The sequence below is a fragment of the Paenibacillus sp. GCM10028914 genome, from assembly GCF_042666275.1.
Lineage (GTDB): Bacteria > Bacillota > Bacilli > Paenibacillales > Paenibacillaceae > Paenibacillus_AQ.
Map to the genome: position 1 here is coordinate 167,552 of NZ_JBHTFO010000012.1, position 22,868 is coordinate 190,419.

The 22,868-nt window shown below is 42.6% G+C and carries 18 protein-coding genes and 1 tRNA gene; 2 read left to right on the top strand and 17 right to left on the bottom strand.

What is annotated here, in order from left to right; all coding sequences use genetic code 11:
- Window positions 1-36: 36 nt before the first annotated feature.
- The 6 genes from ACFQV5_RS10985 to ACFQV5_RS11015 form a co-directional block, all read right to left on the bottom strand.
- Complete coding sequence (locus tag ACFQV5_RS10985) at window positions 37-753, bottom strand: DsbA family oxidoreductase (protein ID WP_379246615.1); 717 nt, start codon at window positions 751-753, stop codon at window positions 37-39.
- Between the two features lie 80 nt (window positions 754-833).
- Window positions 834-1,463, bottom strand: coding sequence for a bis(5'-nucleosyl)-tetraphosphatase (symmetrical) YqeK (gene yqeK, locus ACFQV5_RS10995; RefSeq protein WP_483874798.1), 630 nt, complete (start codon window positions 1,461-1,463; stop codon window positions 834-836).
- A 65-nt stretch (window positions 1,464-1,528) separates the two neighbouring features.
- Entirely contained in the window at window positions 1,529-2,098 is a 570-nt protein-coding gene (locus tag ACFQV5_RS11000) for a uridine kinase family protein (RefSeq protein WP_379246617.1), read from the bottom strand.
- Window positions 2,099-2,331: 233 nt separating this feature from the next.
- Window positions 2,332-8,082 (bottom strand): HAMP domain-containing protein, encoded by a 5,751-nt coding sequence (locus ACFQV5_RS11005; RefSeq protein ID WP_379246619.1) that lies wholly within the window; start codon window positions 8,080-8,082, stop codon window positions 2,332-2,334.
- A 162-nt stretch (window positions 8,083-8,244) separates the two neighbouring features.
- Window positions 8,245-8,505 carry a YqkE family protein gene (locus tag ACFQV5_RS11010; RefSeq protein WP_379246621.1) on the bottom strand — a complete coding sequence of 87 codons (261 nt, stop codon included), beginning with the start codon at window positions 8,503-8,505 and terminating at the stop codon, window positions 8,245-8,247.
- A 67-nt stretch (window positions 8,506-8,572) separates the two neighbouring features.
- On the bottom strand, window positions 8,573-9,304 hold the full coding sequence (locus ACFQV5_RS11015; RefSeq protein WP_379246623.1) for a ZIP family metal transporter: 732 nt from the start codon (window positions 9,302-9,304) through the stop codon (window positions 8,573-8,575).
- A 290-nt stretch (window positions 9,305-9,594) separates the two neighbouring features.
- Here ACFQV5_RS11015 and ACFQV5_RS11020 point away from each other — a divergent pair, with 290 nt between their 5' ends.
- The gene (locus ACFQV5_RS11020; protein WP_379246995.1) at window positions 9,595-10,098 is read left to right on the top strand and encodes a hypothetical protein; all 504 of its coding nucleotides are present in this window, start codon (window positions 9,595-9,597) and stop codon (window positions 10,096-10,098) included.
- An 86-nt stretch (window positions 10,099-10,184) separates the two neighbouring features.
- Here the strand turns inward: ACFQV5_RS11020 and ACFQV5_RS11025 are convergent.
- From ACFQV5_RS11025 to ACFQV5_RS11065, 9 genes are all read right to left on the bottom strand, one after another.
- A tRNA-His gene (locus tag ACFQV5_RS11025) sits at window positions 10,185-10,257 on the bottom strand.
- Window positions 10,258-10,456: 199 nt separating this feature from the next.
- On the bottom strand, window positions 10,457-11,413 hold the full coding sequence (locus tag ACFQV5_RS11030; RefSeq protein WP_379246625.1) for an Atu1372/SO_1960 family protein: 957 nt from the start codon (window positions 11,411-11,413) through the stop codon (window positions 10,457-10,459).
- A 141-nt stretch (window positions 11,414-11,554) separates the two neighbouring features.
- Complete coding sequence (locus ACFQV5_RS11035) at window positions 11,555-13,171, bottom strand: S-layer homology domain-containing protein (protein ID WP_379246627.1); 1,617 nt, start codon at window positions 13,169-13,171, stop codon at window positions 11,555-11,557.
- Between the two features lie 104 nt (window positions 13,172-13,275).
- Window positions 13,276-15,234 carry a type I pullulanase gene (gene pulA, locus ACFQV5_RS11040; protein WP_379246629.1) on the bottom strand — a complete coding sequence of 653 codons (1,959 nt, stop codon included), beginning with the start codon at window positions 15,232-15,234 and terminating at the stop codon, window positions 13,276-13,278.
- A 12-nt stretch (window positions 15,235-15,246) separates the two neighbouring features.
- Window positions 15,247-16,554 carry a DUF4129 domain-containing protein gene (locus ACFQV5_RS11045; protein ID WP_379246631.1) on the bottom strand — a complete coding sequence of 436 codons (1,308 nt, stop codon included), beginning with the start codon at window positions 16,552-16,554 and terminating at the stop codon, window positions 15,247-15,249.
- Entirely contained in the window at window positions 16,551-17,657 is a 1,107-nt protein-coding gene (locus ACFQV5_RS11050) for a DUF58 domain-containing protein (protein WP_379246633.1), read from the bottom strand. The genes ACFQV5_RS11045 and ACFQV5_RS11050 overlap by 4 nt, the downstream gene beginning before the upstream one ends.
- 11 nt (window positions 17,658-17,668) lie before the next feature.
- Window positions 17,669-18,610 carry an AAA family ATPase gene (locus tag ACFQV5_RS11055; protein ID WP_379246635.1) on the bottom strand — a complete coding sequence of 314 codons (942 nt, stop codon included), beginning with the start codon at window positions 18,608-18,610 and terminating at the stop codon, window positions 17,669-17,671.
- Between the two features lie 163 nt (window positions 18,611-18,773).
- On the bottom strand, window positions 18,774-19,571 hold the full coding sequence (locus ACFQV5_RS11060) for an alpha/beta fold hydrolase (protein WP_379246637.1): 798 nt from the start codon (window positions 19,569-19,571) through the stop codon (window positions 18,774-18,776).
- 29 nt (window positions 19,572-19,600) lie between these two features.
- Window positions 19,601-19,954, bottom strand: coding sequence for an antibiotic biosynthesis monooxygenase family protein (locus tag ACFQV5_RS11065; protein ID WP_379246639.1), 354 nt, complete (start codon window positions 19,952-19,954; stop codon window positions 19,601-19,603).
- 103 nt (window positions 19,955-20,057) lie between these two features.
- Between ACFQV5_RS11065 and ACFQV5_RS11070 the strand changes: the two genes are divergently transcribed.
- Window positions 20,058-20,357, top strand: coding sequence for a hypothetical protein (locus ACFQV5_RS11070; RefSeq protein ID WP_379246641.1), 300 nt, complete (start codon window positions 20,058-20,060; stop codon window positions 20,355-20,357).
- Between the two features lie 75 nt (window positions 20,358-20,432).
- Here ACFQV5_RS11070 and ACFQV5_RS11075 read toward each other — a convergent pair whose 3' ends face one another.
- Together ACFQV5_RS11075 and ACFQV5_RS11080 are read right to left on the bottom strand one after the other, a co-directional pair.
- A complete protein-coding gene (locus ACFQV5_RS11075; protein WP_379246643.1) occupies window positions 20,433-21,335 on the bottom strand; it encodes an NAD(P)/FAD-dependent oxidoreductase in 903 nt (300 codons plus the stop codon).
- Between the two features lie 181 nt (window positions 21,336-21,516).
- On the bottom strand, window positions 21,517-22,710 hold the full coding sequence (locus ACFQV5_RS11080; protein WP_379246997.1) for a chromate transporter: 1,194 nt from the start codon (window positions 22,708-22,710) through the stop codon (window positions 21,517-21,519).
- Window positions 22,711-22,868 lie beyond the last annotated feature (158 nt).

Here is a 22,868-nt window from a genome sequence, read left to right on the forward strand (position 1 = left end):
TCTCAAGTATATCTATACACTAAAGCAAGCTTATCTTTAAGATTTTGAAGGAATATCGCAAGAACCGTCAGTACATGCACCCGCGCTGTTGTCATCCTCATTAACAAGGATTAATGGCTTTTCTTCACCGTATGCTTTTTCTAGAGCATCCATAAACACCTCTTCCGGTTGGGCTCCTGATACGGCATATTTACCACCCAATACGAAGAACGGTACACCTCGAACTCCGATACGATGGGCGGCTTCTTCATCCGCACGAACCTCAGCCGAGAATGCATCTCCCTTTAGAACGGAAGTGGCCTCCTCATGTGAAAGTCCTACTTCAGCAGCTAAGTCAGCCAACAGTTCCTTATCCTCAAGGTTTCTTGCCTCCGTAAAATAAGCGTAAAAGAGTCGTTCTGTCATTTCCTTCATTTTGCCATGTTGTGATGCAAAGTGAACCAAACGGTGTGCATCAAAAGAATTACCATGAAGAATCTTATCCAGATGATAGGTGAGTCCCAATTGCGCAGCTTGACGGGTAATATTATCGTTCGAAGCTTGTGCTTGTTCTACGCTCATTCCATATTTGACAGACAACAGCTCAGCCATGGATACACCTGGTTTATAAGCTGCATTCGGATCTAACTCAAAACTGCGATAAATTACTTCGATGTCATCTTTTTGCGGAAAACGATTTAGAGCCGCCTCAAAGCGACGTTTACCAATATAACAGAATGGACACATAAAGTCCGACCAAATCTCTACCTTCATGTTAGATAAACCCCCTACGGTATAATTGCAACTTACTTATTGTAACCTGCATTCGATAATTCTTCAAGCTTATCATGTAATCATACTTTATGCACATTCTGTATCAAAATCTCTCTAGCCTCTATTAACCAAGGATGAACAACTTTCATATGTTCCCGGTTTTTCCATACATGATTCAAATAGACCACTGCCGCCGCATCCAACGATTCTGAAGCCTTTATTCTCATTTCTTTGATATATGGCGCTGCATCCGCATTATCCCAGCTCAGTTTATCCGCAACAAAAAGCACCTTATCCATCGTGCTCATATCGTTCTTTAATGTGGTATGACATTCGATTGCATTAAGCAACAGTGAATTTGAAAGTCCAAACACTTGAACTGTCATCTCCCTTGATAACTTTTGATGCAAAATATATGGAAACACCTGCTCCTCATCAAGCACCGAAATATTCAGATCTTTACATAAACGCACCTTGTCATCATTTGGCACCACCGTCCCGATATCATGCAGCCAGCCTGCTTGTTCAGCGATTACAGGTTCAACGTCATAAGTAGCAGCAAGCCGTCTCGCTTCTGTAGCTACCTTCTGACAATGCTCCCATGTGTCCAAGCTATGATGCAGGGTATAGAATGTTTCCAAATATGAGAACAAGCCTTCACTCTCGTTATAGTGATCGAAATATGGAGTTAGAGCATTATGATGATTCATATTATTCCTCCCTTAACATAGCAAGCCATATGTATACTTGTGATTTCATTTATATCTTCGATTAATTACATTCCCCGACTTCTCATTACAATCCACTTAAGAAGCATTTCTGTTCCTTTATATTTACCTGCTGACCCGTTCATAATGAAATCAGCATACCACTTCGTTGGTTCTACATATTTGTCATGTCGATAACGAACTAAATCCAAATACTCACTCATGATATCGTCATAAATGTAACCCTTTTCAACAAACCAAGCTGTTCTGCGGATCATCCGTTCATCAGCTCTAACATCGATATAAACCTTTAAATCCAGCGCTTTTCGTAGCTCTGGAAAATGAAATAATAAAAAACCTTCTATAATAATGACATCAAAAGTTTGACTTTGAACAGCTGTTAATAATTCATTATAAAGTTTCGTGATATCCACTGCATCAGGATGATTAAAATCCTCATATTCTTTTTCCGAAAAGGGAGCTTTAACAAACGGCCTCACCGACTTATAGTATCGGTCCATATGAAAAACTTTCACAACAAGAGGACTTAACTGTTCTTCAAGATACAAGCTAAGCCTGGTCTTGCCGCTACCTGACCCTCCTGCAATACCTATCGTCTGTACATGATTACGCTTCATAAGCTGTCACACAAGAGGTGTCATAGCAAGTCCATTGGAACAATCAAATTACCTCCTCTTTAACTAATCTCTTATGTAAAAACTTCCTATCATCACTGATGTGTATTCCATAATTATACAACGGAAGGAAGGTTATTGATAGTTCAGCATCGTTGTCACGATTCTCCCCATCTGAATATACCAAAAAGACGAGTAACCTAGCCGGAATGGCTAAATTACTCGCCCTGATTAATTTACTCTGTAGGGCTCGGACCTTCTCCCTCGCCTTTCTCTGCCTCTGGCTCCCGAATCCAGCTTCGAATCATCGACAGCAATTGTGCACTGTTAACAGGTTTCGTAATGTAATCGGAGGCTCCAGCTTCAAGGCATTCCTCACGATCACCTTTCATTGCCTTAGCTGTCAACGCAATAATCGGAAGATCACTGAATTGTGGTTTCTGACGAATTGCCCGTGTCGTTTCATAACCATCCATGACCGGCATCATAATATCCATGAGAACGATATCTATATCAGGTGTTTGATCCAGTATATTCAAAGCCTCATGTCCATTCTCCGCAGGAATAACCTTCATATTATGACGCTCCAGAATCGTTGTCAGCGCAAAAATGTTACGGATATCATCGTCTACAACCAGAACGTTCTTGAATTCAATCATCTCATCGGATTGATGCAATTTCACAAGTGTCTCCCTTGGTCCTTCAGGAAGATTCTCGGACTTGCGATGCAAATATAATGCGGTCTCATCAATAATTTGAATAGGAGATTTCACTTCTTTAATTACCGCATATTTGGACAACTCTTCAAGTTCGTTCTCTTCTTCTGCATTCCATTTTTTGCTCCGATTCAAAACAATTGGCATATGTTTATGCTTCGCATTTTTCTGAATCTCTCTTATGAAGGACAAGACACCCATATCCGACAGATCGTTGTCTATCATAATACAATCATATTGTTTCGTATTAAGTTGATTCAGTGCTTTCTTAGCTGTCTCTACCGCAGTTATATTAAGATCCTTGTTATCGATCATCTTCACTACTTCTTTGCGTCTTGAGTCATCGCTCACGACAACAAGGAGTTGATGAACAGCTTGCTTCGCATAATTGCTTAATTGATCAATTGCATTTTCCAGATCCTCATTAGATACCGGTTTGCACACATAATCAAAGACGCCTTTTTGCTTCAAGCCAACTTCATCTTCCTCAATCGTAATGACACATACCGGAATGTGACGAACACTAAGATCGTTCTTCAAATGCTCAATTACAAGCCATCCATCCATGTCATCCAACCGCAGATCTAACGTAATGGCTGCAGGTTTATATTTCCGAGCCATTTCCAGTGCATTTGATCCCATAGAAGTAATGACTGCTTTAATACCTTTTCTATGCAAAATATTAAGTAAGATTTCACTAAACACCAAATCATCTTCAATAATAAGAAAAACTTGATCTCCTGGCTGAATATTATTACGATCGTCAACAATGCTCTTTTGCATCGTTCGAGTAAATGAGCGTGTTCGTAACGGAGGCGCCACATCTATCACTTCAGGCTCATACTTCGGCTTAGGGTCAGGTCCGGAGAGCTCCTCATTAAATGGTAAATAAAGAGTGAATGTGCTTCCCTTGCTCTGAACACTGAATAAAGTAATCTCACCACCCAGAAGTGCCGCAATCTCACGGGAGATCGCGAGTCCTAGTCCGGTTCCACCATACTCTCGGTTCGTACTTCCATCTGCTTGCTGAAACGCCTCAAATATAATCTGTTGCTTTTCTTTTGGAATACCAATGCCTGTATCATTTACGATAAAACTAAGCACCGTCTTCGCTCCGTTTAATGCCTCATTATCGCGGCTCCACCCCTCTGTAGCAGGTGCAATATACAAGGAGACCTCGCCCTCTTCTGTAAATTTAAAAGCATTGGACAGGAGATTCTTCATAATTTGCTGCAGGCGTTTAAAATCCGTAATAATCTTATTCGGCACTCCCGATTCAACTGTAAGACTATAACCAATTCCTTTATCCTCAGCGATATGCCTGAAACTGCGATCTAAACCATCAATCAATTCGCTGATTTGGATTTCATTATAATCAGGTGTGACGGTTCCCGATTCAATTTTTGACAGATCTAATATATCGTTTATTAAATTCAATAGCTCAATACCAGAATCCTGAATTGTTTTAGCGAACTTCACTTGATTTGTGGTCAGATTTGAGTCTGGATTTTCTGCCAGCTGCTCTGCAAGAAGTAATAAAGAATTGAGTGGTGTTCGCAGCTCGTGAGACATGTTGGCCAAAAATTCGGATTTATACTTGGAAGTCAGTGCGAGTTGTTCCGCTTTTTCTTCCAAGAAACGTTTCGCCAGTTCAATCTCATCATTCTTACTCTCGACCTCAGCCTTCTGAATCACAAGAAGCTTCGCTTTATCTTCCAGTTCTTCATTCGTATGCTGAAGTTCTTGCTGCTGGTATTGCAGCTCTTCGGTAAGAGATTGAGATTGAACCAACAACTCTTCGGTTCTACGATTAACTTGCATTGTATTGATAACGATTCCTATAGATTCTGTTAATTGATCCAGGAAGGCAAGATCAATATCGCTGAACGTACGGAATGAAGCCAGTTCCAGCACTGCAAGTACTTGATCTTCAAAAATAATAGGAAGCAGCACAATGTTCAGAGGCGTAGCCTCTCCTAGCCCAGATGAGATAACAACATAATCGGACGGAACATTCGTCAGCAATATGCGTTGCTTTTCGACCAGGCACTGTCCAACCAAGCCTTCTCCTGCACGAAACTCATTCGAAAGATGTTTGCGCTGCTGATATCCATAACTAGAGAACAATCTTAACAGCGGTGTACCATTGATTTCCTCATTCAGATAAAAAACACCGTGCTGAGCAGATACTAGCGGAGCAAGCTCCGACAAGATCATTCGGCTGACCGCATTCAGATCACGCTGTCCCTGCAACATTCTTGAAAACTTAGCGAGATTCGTCTTAAGCCAATCCTGCTCCGTATTAATTCGAGTCGTTTCTTTCAGATTACGAATCATTTCGTTCACATTGTCTTTCAGTGCTGCTACCTCTCCGGCAGCCGCTACATCGATTGAACGGGATAAATCCCCCTTCGTAACCGCTGTGGCAACATTCGTTATCGCTCGAACCTGTGTTGTAAGCGTACTCGCCATATAGTTAACGTTATCTGTCAGATCACGCCACGTTCCGGCTGCACCTGGTACATTCGCTTGGCCACCAAGCTTCCCTTCGGCTCCGACCTCACGGGCTACAGTCGTTACTTGATCCGCAAACGTCGCAAGTGTATCAATCATGTTATTGATGGTATCGGTCAATTCCGCGATTTCACCTTTAGCTTCGACCGTAAGCTTTTGTTTCAAATTCCCGTTAGCAACAGCCGTAACTACCTTCGCGATGCCACGGACCTGGTCTGTAAGATTGGAGCCCATCGTATTCACGTTATCTGTTAAGTCTTTCCAGATGCCACCAACTCCACGTACAGTGGCCTGTCCTCCCAGCTTACCGTCCGTACCAACTTCACGAGCCACCCGAGTAACCTCGGAGGCGAAGGAGTTTAGCTGATCCACCATGGTATTGATCGTATTCTTTAATTCAAGCAGTTCACCTTTTACATCAACCGTAATTTTTTTGGATAGGTCTCCATTCGCAACGGCTGTTGTTACACCTGCAATGTTACGCATCTGAATCGTCAAATTGCTAGCCATAAAGTTAACGGTATCCGTCAGATCTTTCCAGGTTCCCGATACATCTTTAACCTCTGCTTGAGCACCGAGCTTTCCTTCGGTTCCGACTTCCCTCGCTACGCGTGTGACCTCTGAAGCGAAATTACTGAGCTGATCCACCATCGTATTCATTGTATTTTTCAGCTCCAGAATTTCTCCCTTCACGTCAACCGTAATTTTCTTGGTCAAGTCACCATTCGCTACAGCGGTAGTTACGTCAGCAATGTTTCGAACTTGATCCGTCAGGTTCCGAGCCATACTATTTACACCTTCAGTCAAGTCCTTCCATGTTCCGCCTACCCCTTTAACCTCTGCTTGTCCGCCCAATTTACCTTCCTCGCCAACCTCACGCGATACACGAGTAACCTCGGAAGCAAACGTACTGAGCTGATCCACCATCGTATTGATCGTATTTTTCAGTTCCAGAATTTCACCTTGTACATCCGCCGTGATTTTCTTCGACAGGTCACCATTCGCGACTGCTGTGGTCACGACAGCGATATTACGAACCTGATTCGTCAAGTTGGAAGCCATGTAATTAACACTCTCGGTTAGATCTCGCCATGTACCGGCAACACCTTTTACCTGAGCTTGTCCACCTAACATGCCTAATGTACCAACCTCACGAGCTACCCGCGTTACCTCGGACGCAAATGTGCTGAGCTGATCCACCATCGTATTAATGGTATTTTTCAGCTCTAGAATTTCACCTCTTGCGTTTACCGTAATATGCTTCGAGAGATCGCCGCGAGCAACAGCGGTTGTCACCTCTGCAATGTTCCGTACTTGATCGGTTAACGTGCTAGCCATGTAATTCACATTATCAGTCAGGTCTTTCCAAGTACCAGATACATCCTTTACATCTGCTCGTCCACCAAGCTTACCCTCAGTTGAAACTTCGCGCGCAACGCGCGTCACCTCAGATGCAAAATTGCTGAGCTGATCCACCATTGTATTAATGGTGCTTTTCAGCTGGAAGATCTCTCCTTTGGCATCCACCGTTATTTTTTTCGATAGATCCCCTTTCGCAACTGCTGTCGTTACCTCTGCTATATTACGCACCTGATTCGTGAGGTTACTCGCCATATCATTTACACTTTCAGTCAGATCACGCCAAGTGCCAGCTACGCCAGTAACCTCTGCCTGACCGCCGAGTATGCCTTCAGTACCCACTTCACGAGCCATCCGTGTGACCTCGGAAGCAAATGTGCTGAGCTGATCCACCATCGTGTTGATTGTATTTTTCAGTTCTAGAATTTCACCTTGTACATCAGCGGTAATCTTCTTGGATAGATCGCCATTCGCAACAGCCGTAGTTACCACAGCAATATTACGTACCTGCTCCGTCAAATTACTAGCCATGTCGTTAACGCTTTCAGTCAGATCACGCCAAGTACCCGACACACCTTTCACATTCGCTTGTCCGCCAAGCTTTCCTTCCGTGCCTACCTCACGCGCCATCCGCGTGACCTCGGAAGCAAATGTGCTAAGCTGGTCCACCATCGTGTTGATCGTATCCTTAAGTTCCAGAATCTCGCCTTTAGCATTTACAGTAATCTGTTTAGACAGATCACCTTTAGCCACTGCAGTAGTAACTGCTGCTATACTACGAACCTGATCCGTCAGGTTATTTGCCATATTATTAACACTATCCGTTAAATCTTTCCATGTTCCAGAAACGCCTTTTACATCTGCTTGTCCACCAAGAATCCCCTCTGTTCCCACCTCACGGGCAACTCGGTTCACCTCGGATGCAAACGTACTCAGCTGTGTTACCATTTGATTTATGTTATTAGCAGTTCTGAGGAATTCACCAGTAAGCGGACGACCGTCAATCTCCATCTCTACTTTTTGTGACAAATTACCTTGGGCCACTGCATTAATAACCCGTACCATTTCATTGGTCGGTTGAATAAGATTGCTTACTAGCCCGTTCAATGACTCCACCATGGTACCCCATGATCCGCCATTATTTTTATGTACAAAACGCCGATTCAGCTTACCTTCTTTCCCCACTACCTTGGCAACTGTTTTTACCTCAGTGACCAAGCTTTCCTGCATGTCCATGATCTCATTAAACGAATCCGCAACTTTACCGGCAACGCCCGTCCATTCATAAGGCATTCTGTAGGAGAAATCTCCTTTTTTCAAGGCCATTAAAGCGTTCAACAGTAAACCTACGTCTAATTGGTCCTCAGAAAAATCTTGTACGCGTGTTTGATCAGACATGGTCATATCCCTTTCATGAATAAAGTGATAAGTATGAATACTAATTTATATTAAATTTTATTATCTTACTTATTTTACTATTAATTTAAATATATGTCATTCTATTCATTTCGACTTCAAATGACTTTTTGTATGAAAACAGACGACTGAAAAGCCGTCTGGTTATTTGAACTTACGCCAATCCATCCCGCTGTTCTCCAGGAGATGCCCGAAATCGTTATCTAGTTTTTTCTGTTCTGCTTTTCTTGCTTCTTCCCGCTTGAGACGCTCTTCTTCAATTCTTTTAGCTTCATCAGCCTTTAACGAGTCTGCCTTTGCTTTTAGTTGTTCGATCACTTGTGGATTCAATAGATCCTTAAGTGTGGCTGGTTTCTCTGAAGACTCGTTCTTAGGAGCTACAGCTTTACCTTTTTTCTTAGCCATTATATATCACCTCAATCTTCCTATATTATAACATTTTCGACACTTTACAACACCAGGGCCTTATGTATCATACAAAAGCATAACTAATATACACCATGATCAGGAGTCCTATTATAAATGAATAGGTTGAAGGTCGCTCATAGCCATGTCCATGGCTTTCCGGTATTAGTTCTTTGTAAACGATAAACATCATTGCACCTGCTGCAAAAGCTAATCCGTAACTAATCAATGATGCAATGTAACTAGCAGTAAAATATCCAATGACAGCCGAAATAAGCTCCATCATTCCAGTCAGGAAGACTATCATAAACGCTTTAAACTTGTCAACGCGAGAATTAATTAGAAACACAGCCAATATTAATCCTTCAGGCATGTTTTGAGCACCAATCGAAATGGCGACCATTGGACCTAGCCCAACATTTTGACTTGCATAACTAAAACCTGTGCTGAGGCCTTCTGGAATGTTATGAATGAACAAGGCGACAATAACTAATAATGACTTGGAATCAAACGATCGTATCTTCGACTGATTCTCCACATCAATATGCGGAATGTTCTTCTCGATCAGATCGAGAATTATAATTCCAAGTAGCAACCCAATCGTAAGCGGTATTATCCCGCCCTCTTGAAGTGATTGAGGCATTAGACCAAAAGTCGATGCCGACACCATGATACCCGCAGTAAAAGCAATCAGAATATCTTTCCACTTCTCAGACAATGTCTTTACGAACAATAATGGTACCGCGCCTAAAACCGTTGCCATTGCGGAGATAAAACTTCCCAATAGTGCCGCTTCCATATCTTGATGTCTCCTTTTTTTAGTTATCAACTAAGCATGTTCTGTTATTTATATAAACATCGTTTCAGGAAAATGAAAATGGGAAGGATTACCATAGTGGATAAAACCTAGACCAATTCATATTATCCTTGTTATTATTTTACTTTATTCGTGGAACAACGATGTTGCAATAAGATCTCTTAACTAACCTAGACTAAAGTCCAGTTTTGCCAATACCTACAGACGGAGGACATATTTTACACCTCATGATAAACTCATTTTAATGAGTACATTGGAGAGGGGATAGTTTTATTATGAAACGGACCATTTTTGCACCGCTATTGATCTTGCTTGGTATTTATTTATTGTTAAATCAAGGGGGTTCGCTAGGTGCTGGATCAATATTCGCCACATTCTGGCCAACGCTCTTTGTCATTCCACTCGGATTATTCTTCCATTGGATGTACTTTTCCATGGTTGGACGCAAAGGGATCGGACTTCTCATTCCTGGTGGGATTTTGCTCGTGGCAGGAATAGTCAGCCAGATTGCTAGTTTATTTGATAACTGGGAAACGATGTGGCCTGGTTACATTCTAGCTGTCGCTGCAGGCCTCTTCGAATTTTACTGGTTTGGAACACGCAATAAATGGATGCTTATACCCATTAACATTTTAAGTATTCTGTCCCTCCTATTTTTCATCGTTTTCTCGATTGGACCTGTTCTTAACTATTTCTCCTTCGTTCAGCCCCTGATCGCAATTTTACTCGTTCTAGGCGGCGTGTGGCTAATCGCCGGTCGAAAAAAACTCAGATGATATTTCTGATGTGTGTATACATAAAGAAAAGGGAGAGCCAGAAGGCTCTCCCTTTTCTTTAAAAAAACGTCAATACTGCATATGAGGGCGATCGATGGGACTTGAACCCACGAATGCCGGAGCCACAGACCGGTGCGTTAACCCCTTCGCCACGACCGCCATATCCATCAGCGACTTTTATAATTTAACATACACTTACAACCTCATGCAAGTTGTAACTTTTTCCAGAGAATAAGGGGAACAATGACTTCCTCCATCTTCATAATAGATTTAGTAGTTCATCCGTTCCCCGTTCCAATAAATAGGACGATTTCGTACATAATGGATTGCTCACACAGTCCCTACCTCATACTTAGGATCATACAGTAATCCAGTATTTGCATATTCCATCTGAAATATCACTTAACTTGCCCCCAAGGCCCTCGATAACACGGCGAGAAGTACTGTTTTTCATATCACAGGTTAATAACACTTCTGGAATCTGTTTCTCTCTTGCCTTCTTCAACAATTCCTGCAAGATGAGTTTACCATACCCTTTTCCTCGTTCCGAAGGCCGTATGATATAGCCGATATGACCACCTTTCTCCAGCAGATTTGCATTAAGATGATGCCTTAGTTTTCCGTAACCTACAGGCACACCGTTGGCATACATCCAATACACCGTCTGAGGAACATATCCCTCCGGAAGATCAATCCCAGCTGCAGTCTGGTGATTCCACTCCAACTTCCTCTGAAAACTATCGATATCATCCGAATACAAGCTGTTTACAAAACCATTTTCCCCGTGCCCGATTTCTTGAATCATCTCATATATTTCACGGTTTCCCCGAGGCTTTAGCTCCCTTAGTTCCACCTGTAGTAATTCGTCTACTTGAAAAATCGAATCCACAATGATCGGCAAGTTATCACGTACAGAAACAGCGCCCAATACGGAGCGAGCATGATTTCCATTTTCTCCGAACACTTCAAGCAATAAATCGGAGTATCCGTTTAATACCATATGGTGCTCATCAAAATCGGAAGTTGCGTTAACAAAACCTTGAATTTTCACGACGCGCTTCACCTTATCAAGCGAACCTAAGACGTCTTGAAGTACAGCTAATACCTCGATCCCTGCCTGACGAGCAAACTCGTACCCTTGTTCGGTTGTGAATTCTTCGCCCAGCTTTCCGCGACAGGGTCCAGATGGCCCTTTACCTGACACATACAAGAGACCGTTAACCAATACAGCATTTGCATACTTTGCTGCCGGTCCACTTGCCGCAGGAAGAGTGATACCGAGTTTATCCAATCGATCACTAATCAAGTTTGCCATAAATCAAGCCTCCCAGTTCCTTTTGATATCAATCGAAGCCTGACTACGCTGAATTTATGGTACATTGTACCATAAATTCATTGTTCTGTATGAACAAAAAAAGTGTGTGCCGAACTGGACACACACTTTTTAAACCGAAAATCAAATATCAAATTCGAAGCTCTGATATCGTCTCATATTTCTAACAGCCTGCCATATATCAGGTGTTTCTGATCCAGGATACCAATAAGCGACTCCTGCCGTTTGACGATCCATTACTAACTTATGTTTGACTGATAATGAACGAGCGTCTTCAGTCCATATTTTATGTTTCAATCCAGATTGTATATAACTCGCTTCATATTGACCAATTAAATCATTCCATACTATGGAAGCTGATTGATTCCGAATCCGTATCCCTTGCTCGATTAAACTGATGTCTTCCGAAGTCAATGATGGATGTAAACTCCAATCCCGAGTATAGAGCGGGAGAGCAATCACCGCCTTCGAAGCAGGGACTTGAGTTAATAACTTATCTATAGCAGATGAAAGCCAAGGAAGTGAAGAAACAGATCCCGCTTGAGGTGATCCTCCCCAGTGCTCATCGTAACCCATTAACACTACAAAATCGGCGTATTCACCTAAAGCAGCATAATCGAATGCCTCCGTCCAATCCGAATTTAAATCTGGAGATACATCAATGGATAAAACCGTTCCCCGGTGCTGCAATTCAGAAGATAATTCACGAATAAATGAAGTTAAATCATAGCGATCTTCAGGAATAACATTCTCAAAATCCACATTAATACCGTCAAGCTTATACTTTTCCACATATCCAACTAGTGACTTAACAACCGATTGTCTCATCTTTGAATCATTAAGCATTTTGTGAGTTACTTCGGCATTCGAACGATTACCTAACATCGCCCAGACCTTACGACCTTCATGTTTAGCCCATTCCAGTAGATCCAGATCTGTTCTGTCTGACACGACTCCGCTGCTCTCGATATAATACCATCTTGGTGAAAGTGTATTTAACCCTGCAGTCTTCGCATAAGAGATGTATTGTTTCGTTGTTCCGTCATACAACCATCCCATCCTAATATCCGATATTTCGGATTCATAATCCTTATCCAGCACAGCCATTACATTACCATAATGCAAAATACGATCCAACAGCACAGCTGTTTCCTCGCGCGTTATATAATCATTCGGTCGAAAATATCCTCCACTTCCCTGCACCCAGCCTTTAGAAGTAGCCGTAGCTACCTCGGCACTTGCCCAAGGTGCTATATTCCCAGCATCTTTATACCATTCAGATAGGTCCTGATGCTCCTGATGATCTGCTAGTTTCATAGCACGAACAACCATTACTGCAGCTTCCTGTCTAGTAACACAGTCCAGAGGCTTAAACAGTCTCGCTCCTTTTCCGCTTACCATCCCTAGATTGGTTCCAGTGTGAACAGAACCATAGTACCAGGCAAGCTTCGACACATCCCGATAAGCAGAAAGATCGTTATTGACAGGCTCCATCTTGAGCATCCTACTTACCATTGACACAAATTCCGCGCGATTCACCTTGCCACGAGGCAAAAAAGCCCCTGCGCCATTACCGCTCACGATATTTCTCTTAGCCAAGCGTAGAATTGCTTCTTGCGCATAACTGGTAGAGATATCATTAAAAACGGTCTGGCTCGATGCCTTATTGGCCTCCACAGGGGTAAATCTGCTTGAAGTAAGCATCAAGCAGACCAAAATAGAGAATATATACTTTTTCACATACACGCCTCAATTCTTTCGTCACCTTATTCATCAGCATATCAGACGAAAGATATTTCAGGCACTAATCATTTGCTGGTAATTCCAGCGTTCATATGAACAATCTAGTGTCGGCATGCTAGAACGACTGTCCCAATTCCATCAACTTTAATGGTCTGATCTGTTAGCATTTCAACACACTCCTCACCGAACAATAAATGCCATGAACCAAGATTGGGAAGCTTCACTTCCACTGCATCTCTACCGGCATAATGAATTACATACAGATGCTTCTCAGGTTCTCCGTTCGCATGATCACGAATGGTAAATGCAACGGCTTGTTCAGGGGCTTCCTCAAAAAACAAATGATTTCGTATAGAATCAGCTTCCATCATTCTGAACCCAGGATGCTCCTTACGAAGCTTAATGAGCCGGCGCATAAAAGCTGTTCCTTCTCTATGCTCTGCAGCCCTTTCCCAATCCAATTGGTTCACTGGATCCCCTAGGTTGTAACTGTTGTCTTTGCCTCCCTTAGAACGGTAAAACTCTTGACCTGCATGAATGAAGGGGATGCCCTGACTGGTCAACACCATAGAAGATGCAAGTCTGCACATTGCGCGGCGCAGATCATCACTCTCACCTACGTTAGAAAGCTCGATTTTGTCCCAAAGGGTATGGTTATCGTGACATTCCACGAAGTTCACAGTTTGGCAGGGTTCAGCTGCAAATGATCTAAGCTCATCGTTATAATGAATGCCCGCTACAATACCTTTTTTCACAGAGGATTCAAGAGATTTCCCACCGCTAACAAACCCCTTCCTATCAAAGACAAAAATGTCACCCTTAACAGCATCCCTAAACCCATCGTTAAATTGAGCAATACGCGGCATTTCAACTGCATGATGCTGATTTGCACGCTTCTCTTGAGCAAGCGCGGTTTCCATTACCCAACCTTCACCAATCGTTATAATTGAAGGATCAATCTCATCAAGACGCTTGCGTATTTCGTTCATTGTTTCTTTGTCCATAAGGCCCATTAGATCAAACCGGAATCCATCGATATGATATTCTTTCACCCAGTGAAGAATCGAATCAATAATAAATTTCCTCATCATCTTTCTTTCGCTCGCCACATCATTTCCGCACCCAGATCCATTTGAGAATTGCCGATCTGCCGTATATCGGAGATAATATCCAGGAACTAGCTTCGTAAAATGAATCAAGTAACCATTATATACATGGTTATAGACCACATCCATAATGACCCGAAGTCCTTCATCATGCAAAGTCTGAATCATCTGTTTAAACTCACGGATTCTTACTTCTGGCAGGTAAGGATTCGTAGAATAAGATCCTTCCGGAACATTATAATTCTTGGGATCATAACCCCAGTTATACTGTGGTTCATCTAGACGGGTCTCATCAACACTTTCCGTAGCAAAATCAAAAATGGGGAGCAGCTGTACATGTGTCACGCCTAGCTCTTGGATATGGTCAAGCCCTGTCGTGATTCCGTTAGATCCGCGTGTCCCTTTCTCTGCGAGCCCCAAATATTTACCTCTGTTCTGTACGCCACTTCCAGAATGAATGGTATAGTCCCGAACATGCAGCTCATAAATAATAGCGTCAGTCGCATTCCCATAATGAGGTTTATTCTCAGTCCAACGTTCTGGATGCGTTTCGCTTAGATTAATTATCGCTCCCCGATCTCCATTAACGCCTACAGCCTTAGCGTAGGGATCGATAGCTTCATTCCATTGACTACCGATCCGCACAAGATAGGTATAGTACATTCCTGCCATTTCACCTTCAATTTGGGCGATCCACGTCCCTTTCGCATCTCGCTGCATCTGAACTTTTTTGCCACTCGGACTGTTCCAATCCTCATAGAGCATAATGAAAGCTTCGCTTGCTGTAGGAGCCCATAAGCGGAATTTAGACCATTTATTAGTATACGTTAGCCCTAAGTCCTGCCCTTCATAATAAAAGTCCTCGTCAAATTGTTCAGAAAAAACTGAAACTCCACCCGTTACAGAAAGATCTCCATAATCAATATTGCTATTACTGTCTTTCGGCACAGACACGCGGACCACTCCTTATTTGCGTTTTAATTCGTTTAGCTTGTCACTCCATTCTTCATCCCGAATCGGAAGGTGGCCGTATCTAGCTTGTTCGTACAATTGAAGGAGCTCATCGGAAATGGACTCATCTGTTTCTTTCCATAACATCATGTCTCGTTTCGTCTCCCGTGGTGTTCTGGAAGCCTTCCATTTGTATCCTTCCCGAATTTTACGGGTCAATATTCTTCTGTATAACCGCCTAATTTTTGCAGCGTTATCCTCGGGTTCACTTGTTGGTTGCCTAAATCCATTCTTTCGTGCGTTAGTAAGGAGGCGCCTTAAGCGGCCAGCTGCTTTTTCATGCTCAATCTCTATTTCCTCATCTTCGTACCCGAGAACTGCTTCATCTATTGTATGACGAGACATCAAGCGATTCATCCATGCAGATATTTTCTTATACAGGCTCGGCATCTTCTTAACAAAGCCATAGAGAAGGAAGAGAATCAAAACAGCGGCTCCAATGTAAACCATGTAAAATGCTAGCTTTTCGAGAATTATAGCCCATACAGCGGGTTCTGATGTTTCATCGGGAAATGGCATTTCCCCCACTTCAATCGCTTCGGGTTCAGGCGCTTCAGGGTTCCCAGAAGATGTTTTTAATAAACTGCCAAGCCAAGAAGCAATGCTTCTTCCCAAATAAGCTATCCACCGCTGCAGTTGAGGCAGAAGAACAATAATCCCGATCAAGAGCAACAAAATCACAATCATTCCTTTATTTTGTCGAAGCACCCGCCGTTCAACAACAGGCCGCTCGGAACCGGGAAGTGTCTGCTGTTCAACATAATTCCTATTGACGATAAATAAAGTAAGGATTAAGGCACCAGCGCCCGCAATAGTCATTACGATAATATATGGCTCAAATGAATCGATAAAACCTAAAACTAAACTGCTGATCCCATAAATAGCTAAGCCAATTAAGAAATACTGCCCCGAATACATATATGAAAAGCCGATATGCTCCATGCGTATTCCTCGAAAGCATGTTACAAATAAACTGGGAATAGCAATGAGTAATGCAATATCTCTCCCGAATAAAACGTAAGATATACCTACTGCAACAAAAACAGCCCAAAGAAACGCCTTTACATACGTATTTAATCGTAGCAGCTTACTCCCTGCAAAACCGATAGCATATCCCAGCACTACGAACAGTGGCCAAATTCTCACGAGGAGTGAATCTGGAAGGAAATAAACCATGGGAATATAGAGCACTGGAAAGTACATTAATACTTCTACAAAACCCGTTACAAGAGCACGAGGAAGATCCTTCAGCATCCCGTTCATGCAGATACCTCCTTATGTCCTTGTCCTATGTCTTCAAGAAGAGTGACTTGTACACGGTGTCCATGATCCTGAAAACGGTGCAGCATCGATTGCAATCGATCGCTAACATAGGTGCTTACTATCAGGATGTCATACCTTTCCTCTAATCGGTTAAGCTCCTGTTCCAAATAATCATGAAATGAAAGAACCCGACTTAGCTCCAATCTAGCAAGCGCATCAAAAATCGAATGGATCTGTTCTCTCCCACCAGCTACGGGAAGATCTATCATTACATTAGGCTCCTCTACTAGACAGCCATTCGAGCCAAGCCCTAGCTCCATACCTTGAGACAATAAATGAGCTGCAATTCCAGCAGTTAACCGAATGCCATATTCCACAGATTCCGGGCGGGTAGCTTTACTCCACATTTGTTCATGATCTTCAATGTTCAGATATACTTTTATACGGCAATCAGCCGTCGCATCACGTCTGCGCACCTGCAGCGAACCACTTCGTGCACTTGCCTTCCAATGAATATCCTTTAACGGATCGCCATCTTGGTATTGCCTGACTCCAGATACCAGAAAAGGGTCTTCCACAATCCATCGTCGGACAATCATATCTCCCATCCATGTCTGCACAGGCAGACTCATGTCAGAAACATCAAGTGGTTCAGGATAAACAGTCAACCCGCCTTCAAGCGGAAAACTGCTTACATCAGAACTACTACCGAGAAGATCACCTGAGGTCATCGAAACGGTACCAAGACGGTAAAATCCTCTGTGAATAGCTGTCACATGATGTCTCCTAACAATCTTAGTCCAAGGCATAAGACTGAAAAAGCTTTTGTGATTCTGGTAATACTGACCTTCACTAATATCCAAATTGTGTTGTCCCCGAAACGCAATGCCTGTTCGAAATTGAGATTCCACTCTCAGCCAAGGCACAGGAAGAATCTTACGATTCTCAATCACCTCAACAAGTTCCAGTGCATCCCCTTCAAAACATGTAGGCACTTTAAATGATCGACTATACGTGATTCGTTTAAGGGCGAAACGCCGAAATAGGCTTGCTTGCAGCACGATTACAACCACGGCCACTAGTAGTATCCAGTATGCTCCCATATGCATTCCTCCTATGGCGAAACGCTTTCTTCTGTCGGCACCTGTACTTCCTGTAAGATGCGCTCAATGACCGCTCCTGCCGCGCCTGCCCCGCCTCGTGTACGTAGTGTGCCCTTAAGGAGTATTCGGTGTGCCCACGTATGGGATGCTAAATATTTAATATCATCAGGTGTTACAAAATCTCTTCCTTTCAGTATAGCTTGAACCTGTGCTGCTTTAAGCAAGGCCTGGCAGCCCCTCGGGCTGACTCCCGAAGCTACAGATTCATCCTTACGGGTTTGCTCTGCAAGATCGATAATATATTTGAGAACATCGTCGCTGACATGAACCTTCGCGGCTGTTTCTCTCGCTTTTAACAATGCCTGAATGGAAGCAGCTGCTTCTAGTTGCTCTAATGGCTGCTCCTCTTTAAAACGCTTTAAAATATGAACACTTTCTTCAGGACTCGGATAACCCATGCTAAGCTTGAACAAGAATCGATCTAACTGAGCTTCAGGCAGTGGAAAAGTTCCTTGCTGTTCCAAAGGATTCTGGGTAGCTATTACAAGAAAAGGATTCTCCAAATGATGGGTAACACCATCGATGCTCATCTGCCTTTCCTCCATACACTCAAGCAAACTCGATTGTGTTCGAGGTGTGGCACGATTAATTTCATCTGCAAGCAGGATATGCGTAAATAATGGTCCCGGACGAAATTCAAATTCGGACACCTTTTGATTGAAATAATAAATGCCGCTTAAATCAGACGGTAAGAGATCCGGAGTAAACTGAACTCTTTTAAATGTGCAATCCACGGACTTCGCAAGTGATTTCGCAAGCAATGTCTTCCCTGTACCCGGAACATCCTCCAAGAGGACATGACCTGCGGTTACCAGAGCTATGAATAGTTTATCGATAAGCTCCTCTTTACCCACAATGACTTTACCTATATTTGTACGTATCTGACCGGCCAATTCGCGAACTTCGTTATAATTCGAGATGGGAATCACTCCTTGTCCATATATTTATAATCTTATAAAATTCGGCAAATCATCATAAAAAACCTGTTTATCTTGCTTTTTATGTCACATAAATCAAAAAAACTCCGATTCCACTGGGGGAACAGGAGTTTATGTTTTATAAACGCTGGAGCCAAGAATATACTGCTTCATTGAATTTGGCCGGTTGTTCTAGGTTTGGAAGATGTCCTGTGTCATGAAGCTGAATCAATATTGAATTCTTAATACTCTTCTCAAGCATTTTACAAGTCGTTTTATTGAATGGAAGGTCATCCACCGGTTCAATAATCAGTGTAGGTACTTGTATTTCTGATAAACGACTGCTTGCAGGAGGTTGTAATTTCTTAGCTAAATTCATGTTCCATGTATAGAAAGCTTTGTTCGCCTTATAAATGTCCATAAACTTTTGTCTCTTGTCAGACTGTTTAGGTATGAAATAACTCCAGTATCGGTTTTGCTCGAATTTCGCAGCTGCCGTATGTATGCCCTTCTTCTTCGCTGTGATATAATTTTTCATGCTTTCCACATTCATTCTGAATGGAATTTTCTTTCCACTTACTGCTGGTCCTGCAAGAACTAATGCTTTAACTTGGTCTGGATACTTTAACGTAAAATCAATCGCTACACTCCCACCAAAGGAAGCCCCCACAAATATCGCCTTATCGACATCGAAATGATTCAATATGTTTCTTAAATCTTCTTCATAAGAAAAAGGCTTTGATGGTGTATCTGTATGCCCATATCCCCGCTGATCATAAGCAATAACTCTGTAATGCTGAACAAAATATGCAATTTGATCTTCCCAGATATCAAGATTGGTGTGCCCACCATGCAGCAAAACCATCGTTTCTCCCGCTCCGGCAACGTTCAATCTATAGTTAATACCGTTTATATCACACATTTCTGATATGATCACCAGCATACACCCCATTCTTAATCATCACGTCATGGATCAGTAACTTTCCCTGCCTCACCGCTCCACAATTCGCGTTCATATTCTCTGCCGCCCACGCGGATATCGATATAGTGCTTTACACTAGGTTCCGGGTCATAATAAGGCTGTAAGAGTTCGACCCATTCCTTATATTCTGGTGATTGACGAAAACCGATAGCGTGATCCTTAATTGTATTCCAGCGAATCAGCAAAATATATTCATCTCTATTCTCAACACATTTGTAGAGCTCATGACCGAGGTACCCTCTCATTGTGGATATTATACCGTATGCAGATCGAAGTGTACTCTCAAATTCGTTGATAGCTCCAGGTTTTATATACAGTGTGGCTGCTTCTAAGATCATATAAAGTCCCTCACCTTCATATGGAAATATGTTTATGGTAGTACTGCAACTATATATATGCTGATATAATAGGAAAGAATACTGAAACGGAGTGGAAGCAACCATGGCATTCGGCATCTCGAAACAAGAATTAAGAGAATGGAAAAAAGCAGTAGCCCGTGGTGAGATTGCGTTTCTAACCCATTACTGGTATGACGCAAGATTTCCACAGTATAAAACGGTAACCAAAGTCGGCTGCAGCAATCTGGACCGTCTTGAACAATGGTGCTTCGATCATGGGCTCGATCCTAAGTATATTCATCACCGCATGCCCTATCCTCATTTTGATCTGATCGGTCCTAAACAGGTCGAGTTACTTCACGAAGCACGGCTAGACAATCACATACAACGTTTTCGCCTTTAGAGCAGTATGAACACGAATAACCCACCGCCATATCATCAACATAATCATGATATAGCGGTGGGTTTTAATACTGTATTATTTCATAGCCTTCAACGCTTTGTTAATCCATATCGCAGCGGTTACTCCATCTCCCATTGCGACAGTTGCCTGTTCGGCGTGAACACCAAGATCGCCAGCAACCCATACATTCGGCACATTGGTCATCTTCGATCTTGGGTCCGCCTTCACATGCTTATTATGCTCAAGCTCAGCCCCAAGTTGGGCTGCTAAATCAGAATGGACCAAGTTTCCGCCAAAAGATATGAATCCTCGCTCAGCCTTAATCTCCATTCCGTCTTCCAGCCTCAAGCTTTGGATCATTCCGTCCTTATGACACTCCACTTCAATAATTTCCTTCTCCATATACTCTATGCCTTTTTCCTTTAACTGCTCTTGTAATTCATCATCCACAGGCGTTTTCTCGTGATTAACATACGTTAAATCTTTAGTTCTTTCGGACAATAGGATGGCCATATTAGCTCCAGCATTACCTGCACCCAGAACAGCTGTTTTACGATTTTGTATTTCGTACCCATCGCAATCGGGACATATATAAACACTGCACCCGAGTGTAGGTACAAGTCCGGGTATGTCTGGAAAACGATCCGTAAGCCCTGTGGCAAGTAGTATGGTTCTCCCACGATATATTTCCCCACTCTTACCAGTAAGCCGGAATGATCCATCATGCTGAACAACCTTGTCCGCCGTGTCATGGATGAAACGAACGCCCAGCGACTCTGCCTGACGTCTTCCACGCGCACGAAGCTCATCCCCAGATATCCCTTCTGGGAAGCCCAAAATATTGTGATAATTCCGGCAAATAGTCGAACGTCCATTTTCATTATCAATCACAAGAACATGGTGTACACTATAACGCCCTAATTGAATCGCAGCTTGTAAACCTGCAATACCTCCGCCAACAATAATACAATCATTCATAAGTTCACTTCCACTTCCTTAGTCTTGATCTTTAGTTCCATGGCTTCCGTATACATTAAACAAAATCTAACGATTTCACCCAAAATTTAGTGTTTCCATTTTTTTGCTTCGTCATAAAAAAAACGTTGATGTCACAACACCAACGATTGATACATGAAAGTATGAATACTTCTATCGTTCATTATAAGAATAAATATCCTGCCAAGGCTCCAACAACAACTACTAACCATGGTGGAAGCTTCCATAGAACCAGCAAAACAAACAAACCTGAGGCCACAATAAATTCAGTGGTCGAGGTGATTGAAGAAGTCCAGATCGGATCATATAAAGCTGCGAACAATATACCAACAACTGCTGCATTCATTCCGATCATCGCGCCCTGAAGTTTAACGTTACTTCTTATATGGTTCCAGAATGGCATAGCTCCAATAACGAGTAAAAATCCCGGTAGAAATACCGCCAGAACAGCCAATACAGCCCCAGGGATTCCCTGAATTAACACACCCAAATAAGCGGCAAAAGTAAAAAGAGGTCCAGGTACAGCTTGTGCAGCTCCATATCCTGCTATAAAATCCTCTTTACTCATCCATTCATTAAGCATCGTCTCCGTCTCTAGCAAGGGGAGGACAACATGACCCCCTCCGAACACCAGTGATCCCGTACGATAAAAGCTGTCCATGATGGCTATCCACTCATTCTCCAAAAATAATCGAGCAATCGGTAACCCAATCAACAAGGTAACAAACAATAATAGACATATAAGGCCGGTCTTATATCCTATCCGAATCGATTGTTTTAGAATTTCTAAAGGTCGATCCTGTTTTATGAACAACATTCCGACTAGGCCTGCAACTACAATAACTGCAACTTGTATCCAGGGAACTTGCCAGAGTAACACAGCCGCCAATGAACCAAAAGCTAGACTTGCCCGAAGCCTTCCTGTTGCCAGCTTGCTTGACATTCCCAGTACAGCTTGAGCCACAACAGCAACCGCAACAAGCTTTAGACCATAAAGCCATCCTGAGGAGCTAACATCAAAACTATTGATCATGTACGCAAATGAAATAAGGAACAGCACCGATGGCAAAGTGAATCCAAGCCATGCAATGATTGCCCCGATCACCCCCGCTCTCATGGCACCTATACCAATTCCAACCTGGCTGCTGGCCGGTCCTGGAAGGAACTGACACAAAGCGACTAGATCAGCATATGACTTCTCATCAAGCCATTTTTTTCGGATTACATAAGTTTCGTGGAAATAACCCAGATGAGCAATTGGACCACCGAACGAGGTTAAGCCTAGCTTTAAGGCCGTCCACCAAACACTCCATAGTTCTTTTCGCACGTTATTTGAAGACCGCTTTGCTAACGATATAGGTTTCTCAGATTGATTTGATGACAAATACGTCCCTCCTCTTCCATTCTTGAACCAGATTATTATAGATGACTGTCTCAAGATACCTGTCTTTGTAAAATCTATGTAAACACCATGTTAAATTTATGACAAAAAAAGAGAGTCGTCCGCATCATGGA

Bases quoted from the DNA above. Each gene is read 5' to 3' on its own strand.
- ACFQV5_RS10985 (WP_379246615.1), bottom strand. From the start codon at position 753: ATGAAGGTAGAGATTTGGTCGGACTTTATGTGTCCATTCTGTTATATT.
- yqeK (WP_483874798.1), bottom strand. From the start codon at position 1,463: ATGAATCATCATAATGCTCTAACTCCATATTTCGATCACTATAACGAG.
- ACFQV5_RS11000 (WP_379246617.1), bottom strand. From the start codon at position 2,098: ATGAAGCGTAATCATGTACAGACGATAGGTATTGCAGGAGGGTCAGGT.
- ACFQV5_RS11005 (WP_379246619.1), bottom strand. From the start codon at position 8,082: ATGTCTGATCAAACACGCGTACAAGATTTTTCTGAGGACCAATTAGAC.
- ACFQV5_RS11010 (WP_379246621.1), bottom strand. From the start codon at position 8,505: ATGGCTAAGAAAAAAGGTAAAGCTGTAGCTCCTAAGAACGAGTCTTCA.
- ACFQV5_RS11015 (WP_379246623.1), bottom strand. From the start codon at position 9,304: ATGGAAGCGGCACTATTGGGAAGTTTTATCTCCGCAATGGCAACGGTT.
- ACFQV5_RS11030 (WP_379246625.1), bottom strand. From the start codon at position 11,413: ATGGCAAACTTGATTAGTGATCGATTGGATAAACTCGGTATCACTCTT.
- ACFQV5_RS11045 (WP_379246631.1), bottom strand. From the start codon at position 16,554: ATGAACGGGATGCTGAAGGATCTTCCTCGTGCTCTTGTAACGGGTTTT.
- ACFQV5_RS11050 (WP_379246633.1), bottom strand. From the start codon at position 17,657: ATGGGAGCATACTGGATACTACTAGTGGCCGTGGTTGTAATCGTGCTG.
- ACFQV5_RS11065 (WP_379246639.1), bottom strand. From the start codon at position 19,954: ATGATCTTAGAAGCAGCCACACTGTATATAAAACCTGGAGCTATCAAC.
- ACFQV5_RS11070 (WP_379246641.1), top strand. From the start codon at position 20,058: ATGGCATTCGGCATCTCGAAACAAGAATTAAGAGAATGGAAAAAAGCA.
- ACFQV5_RS11075 (WP_379246643.1), bottom strand. From the start codon at position 21,335: ATGAATGATTGTATTATTGTTGGCGGAGGTATTGCAGGTTTACAAGCT.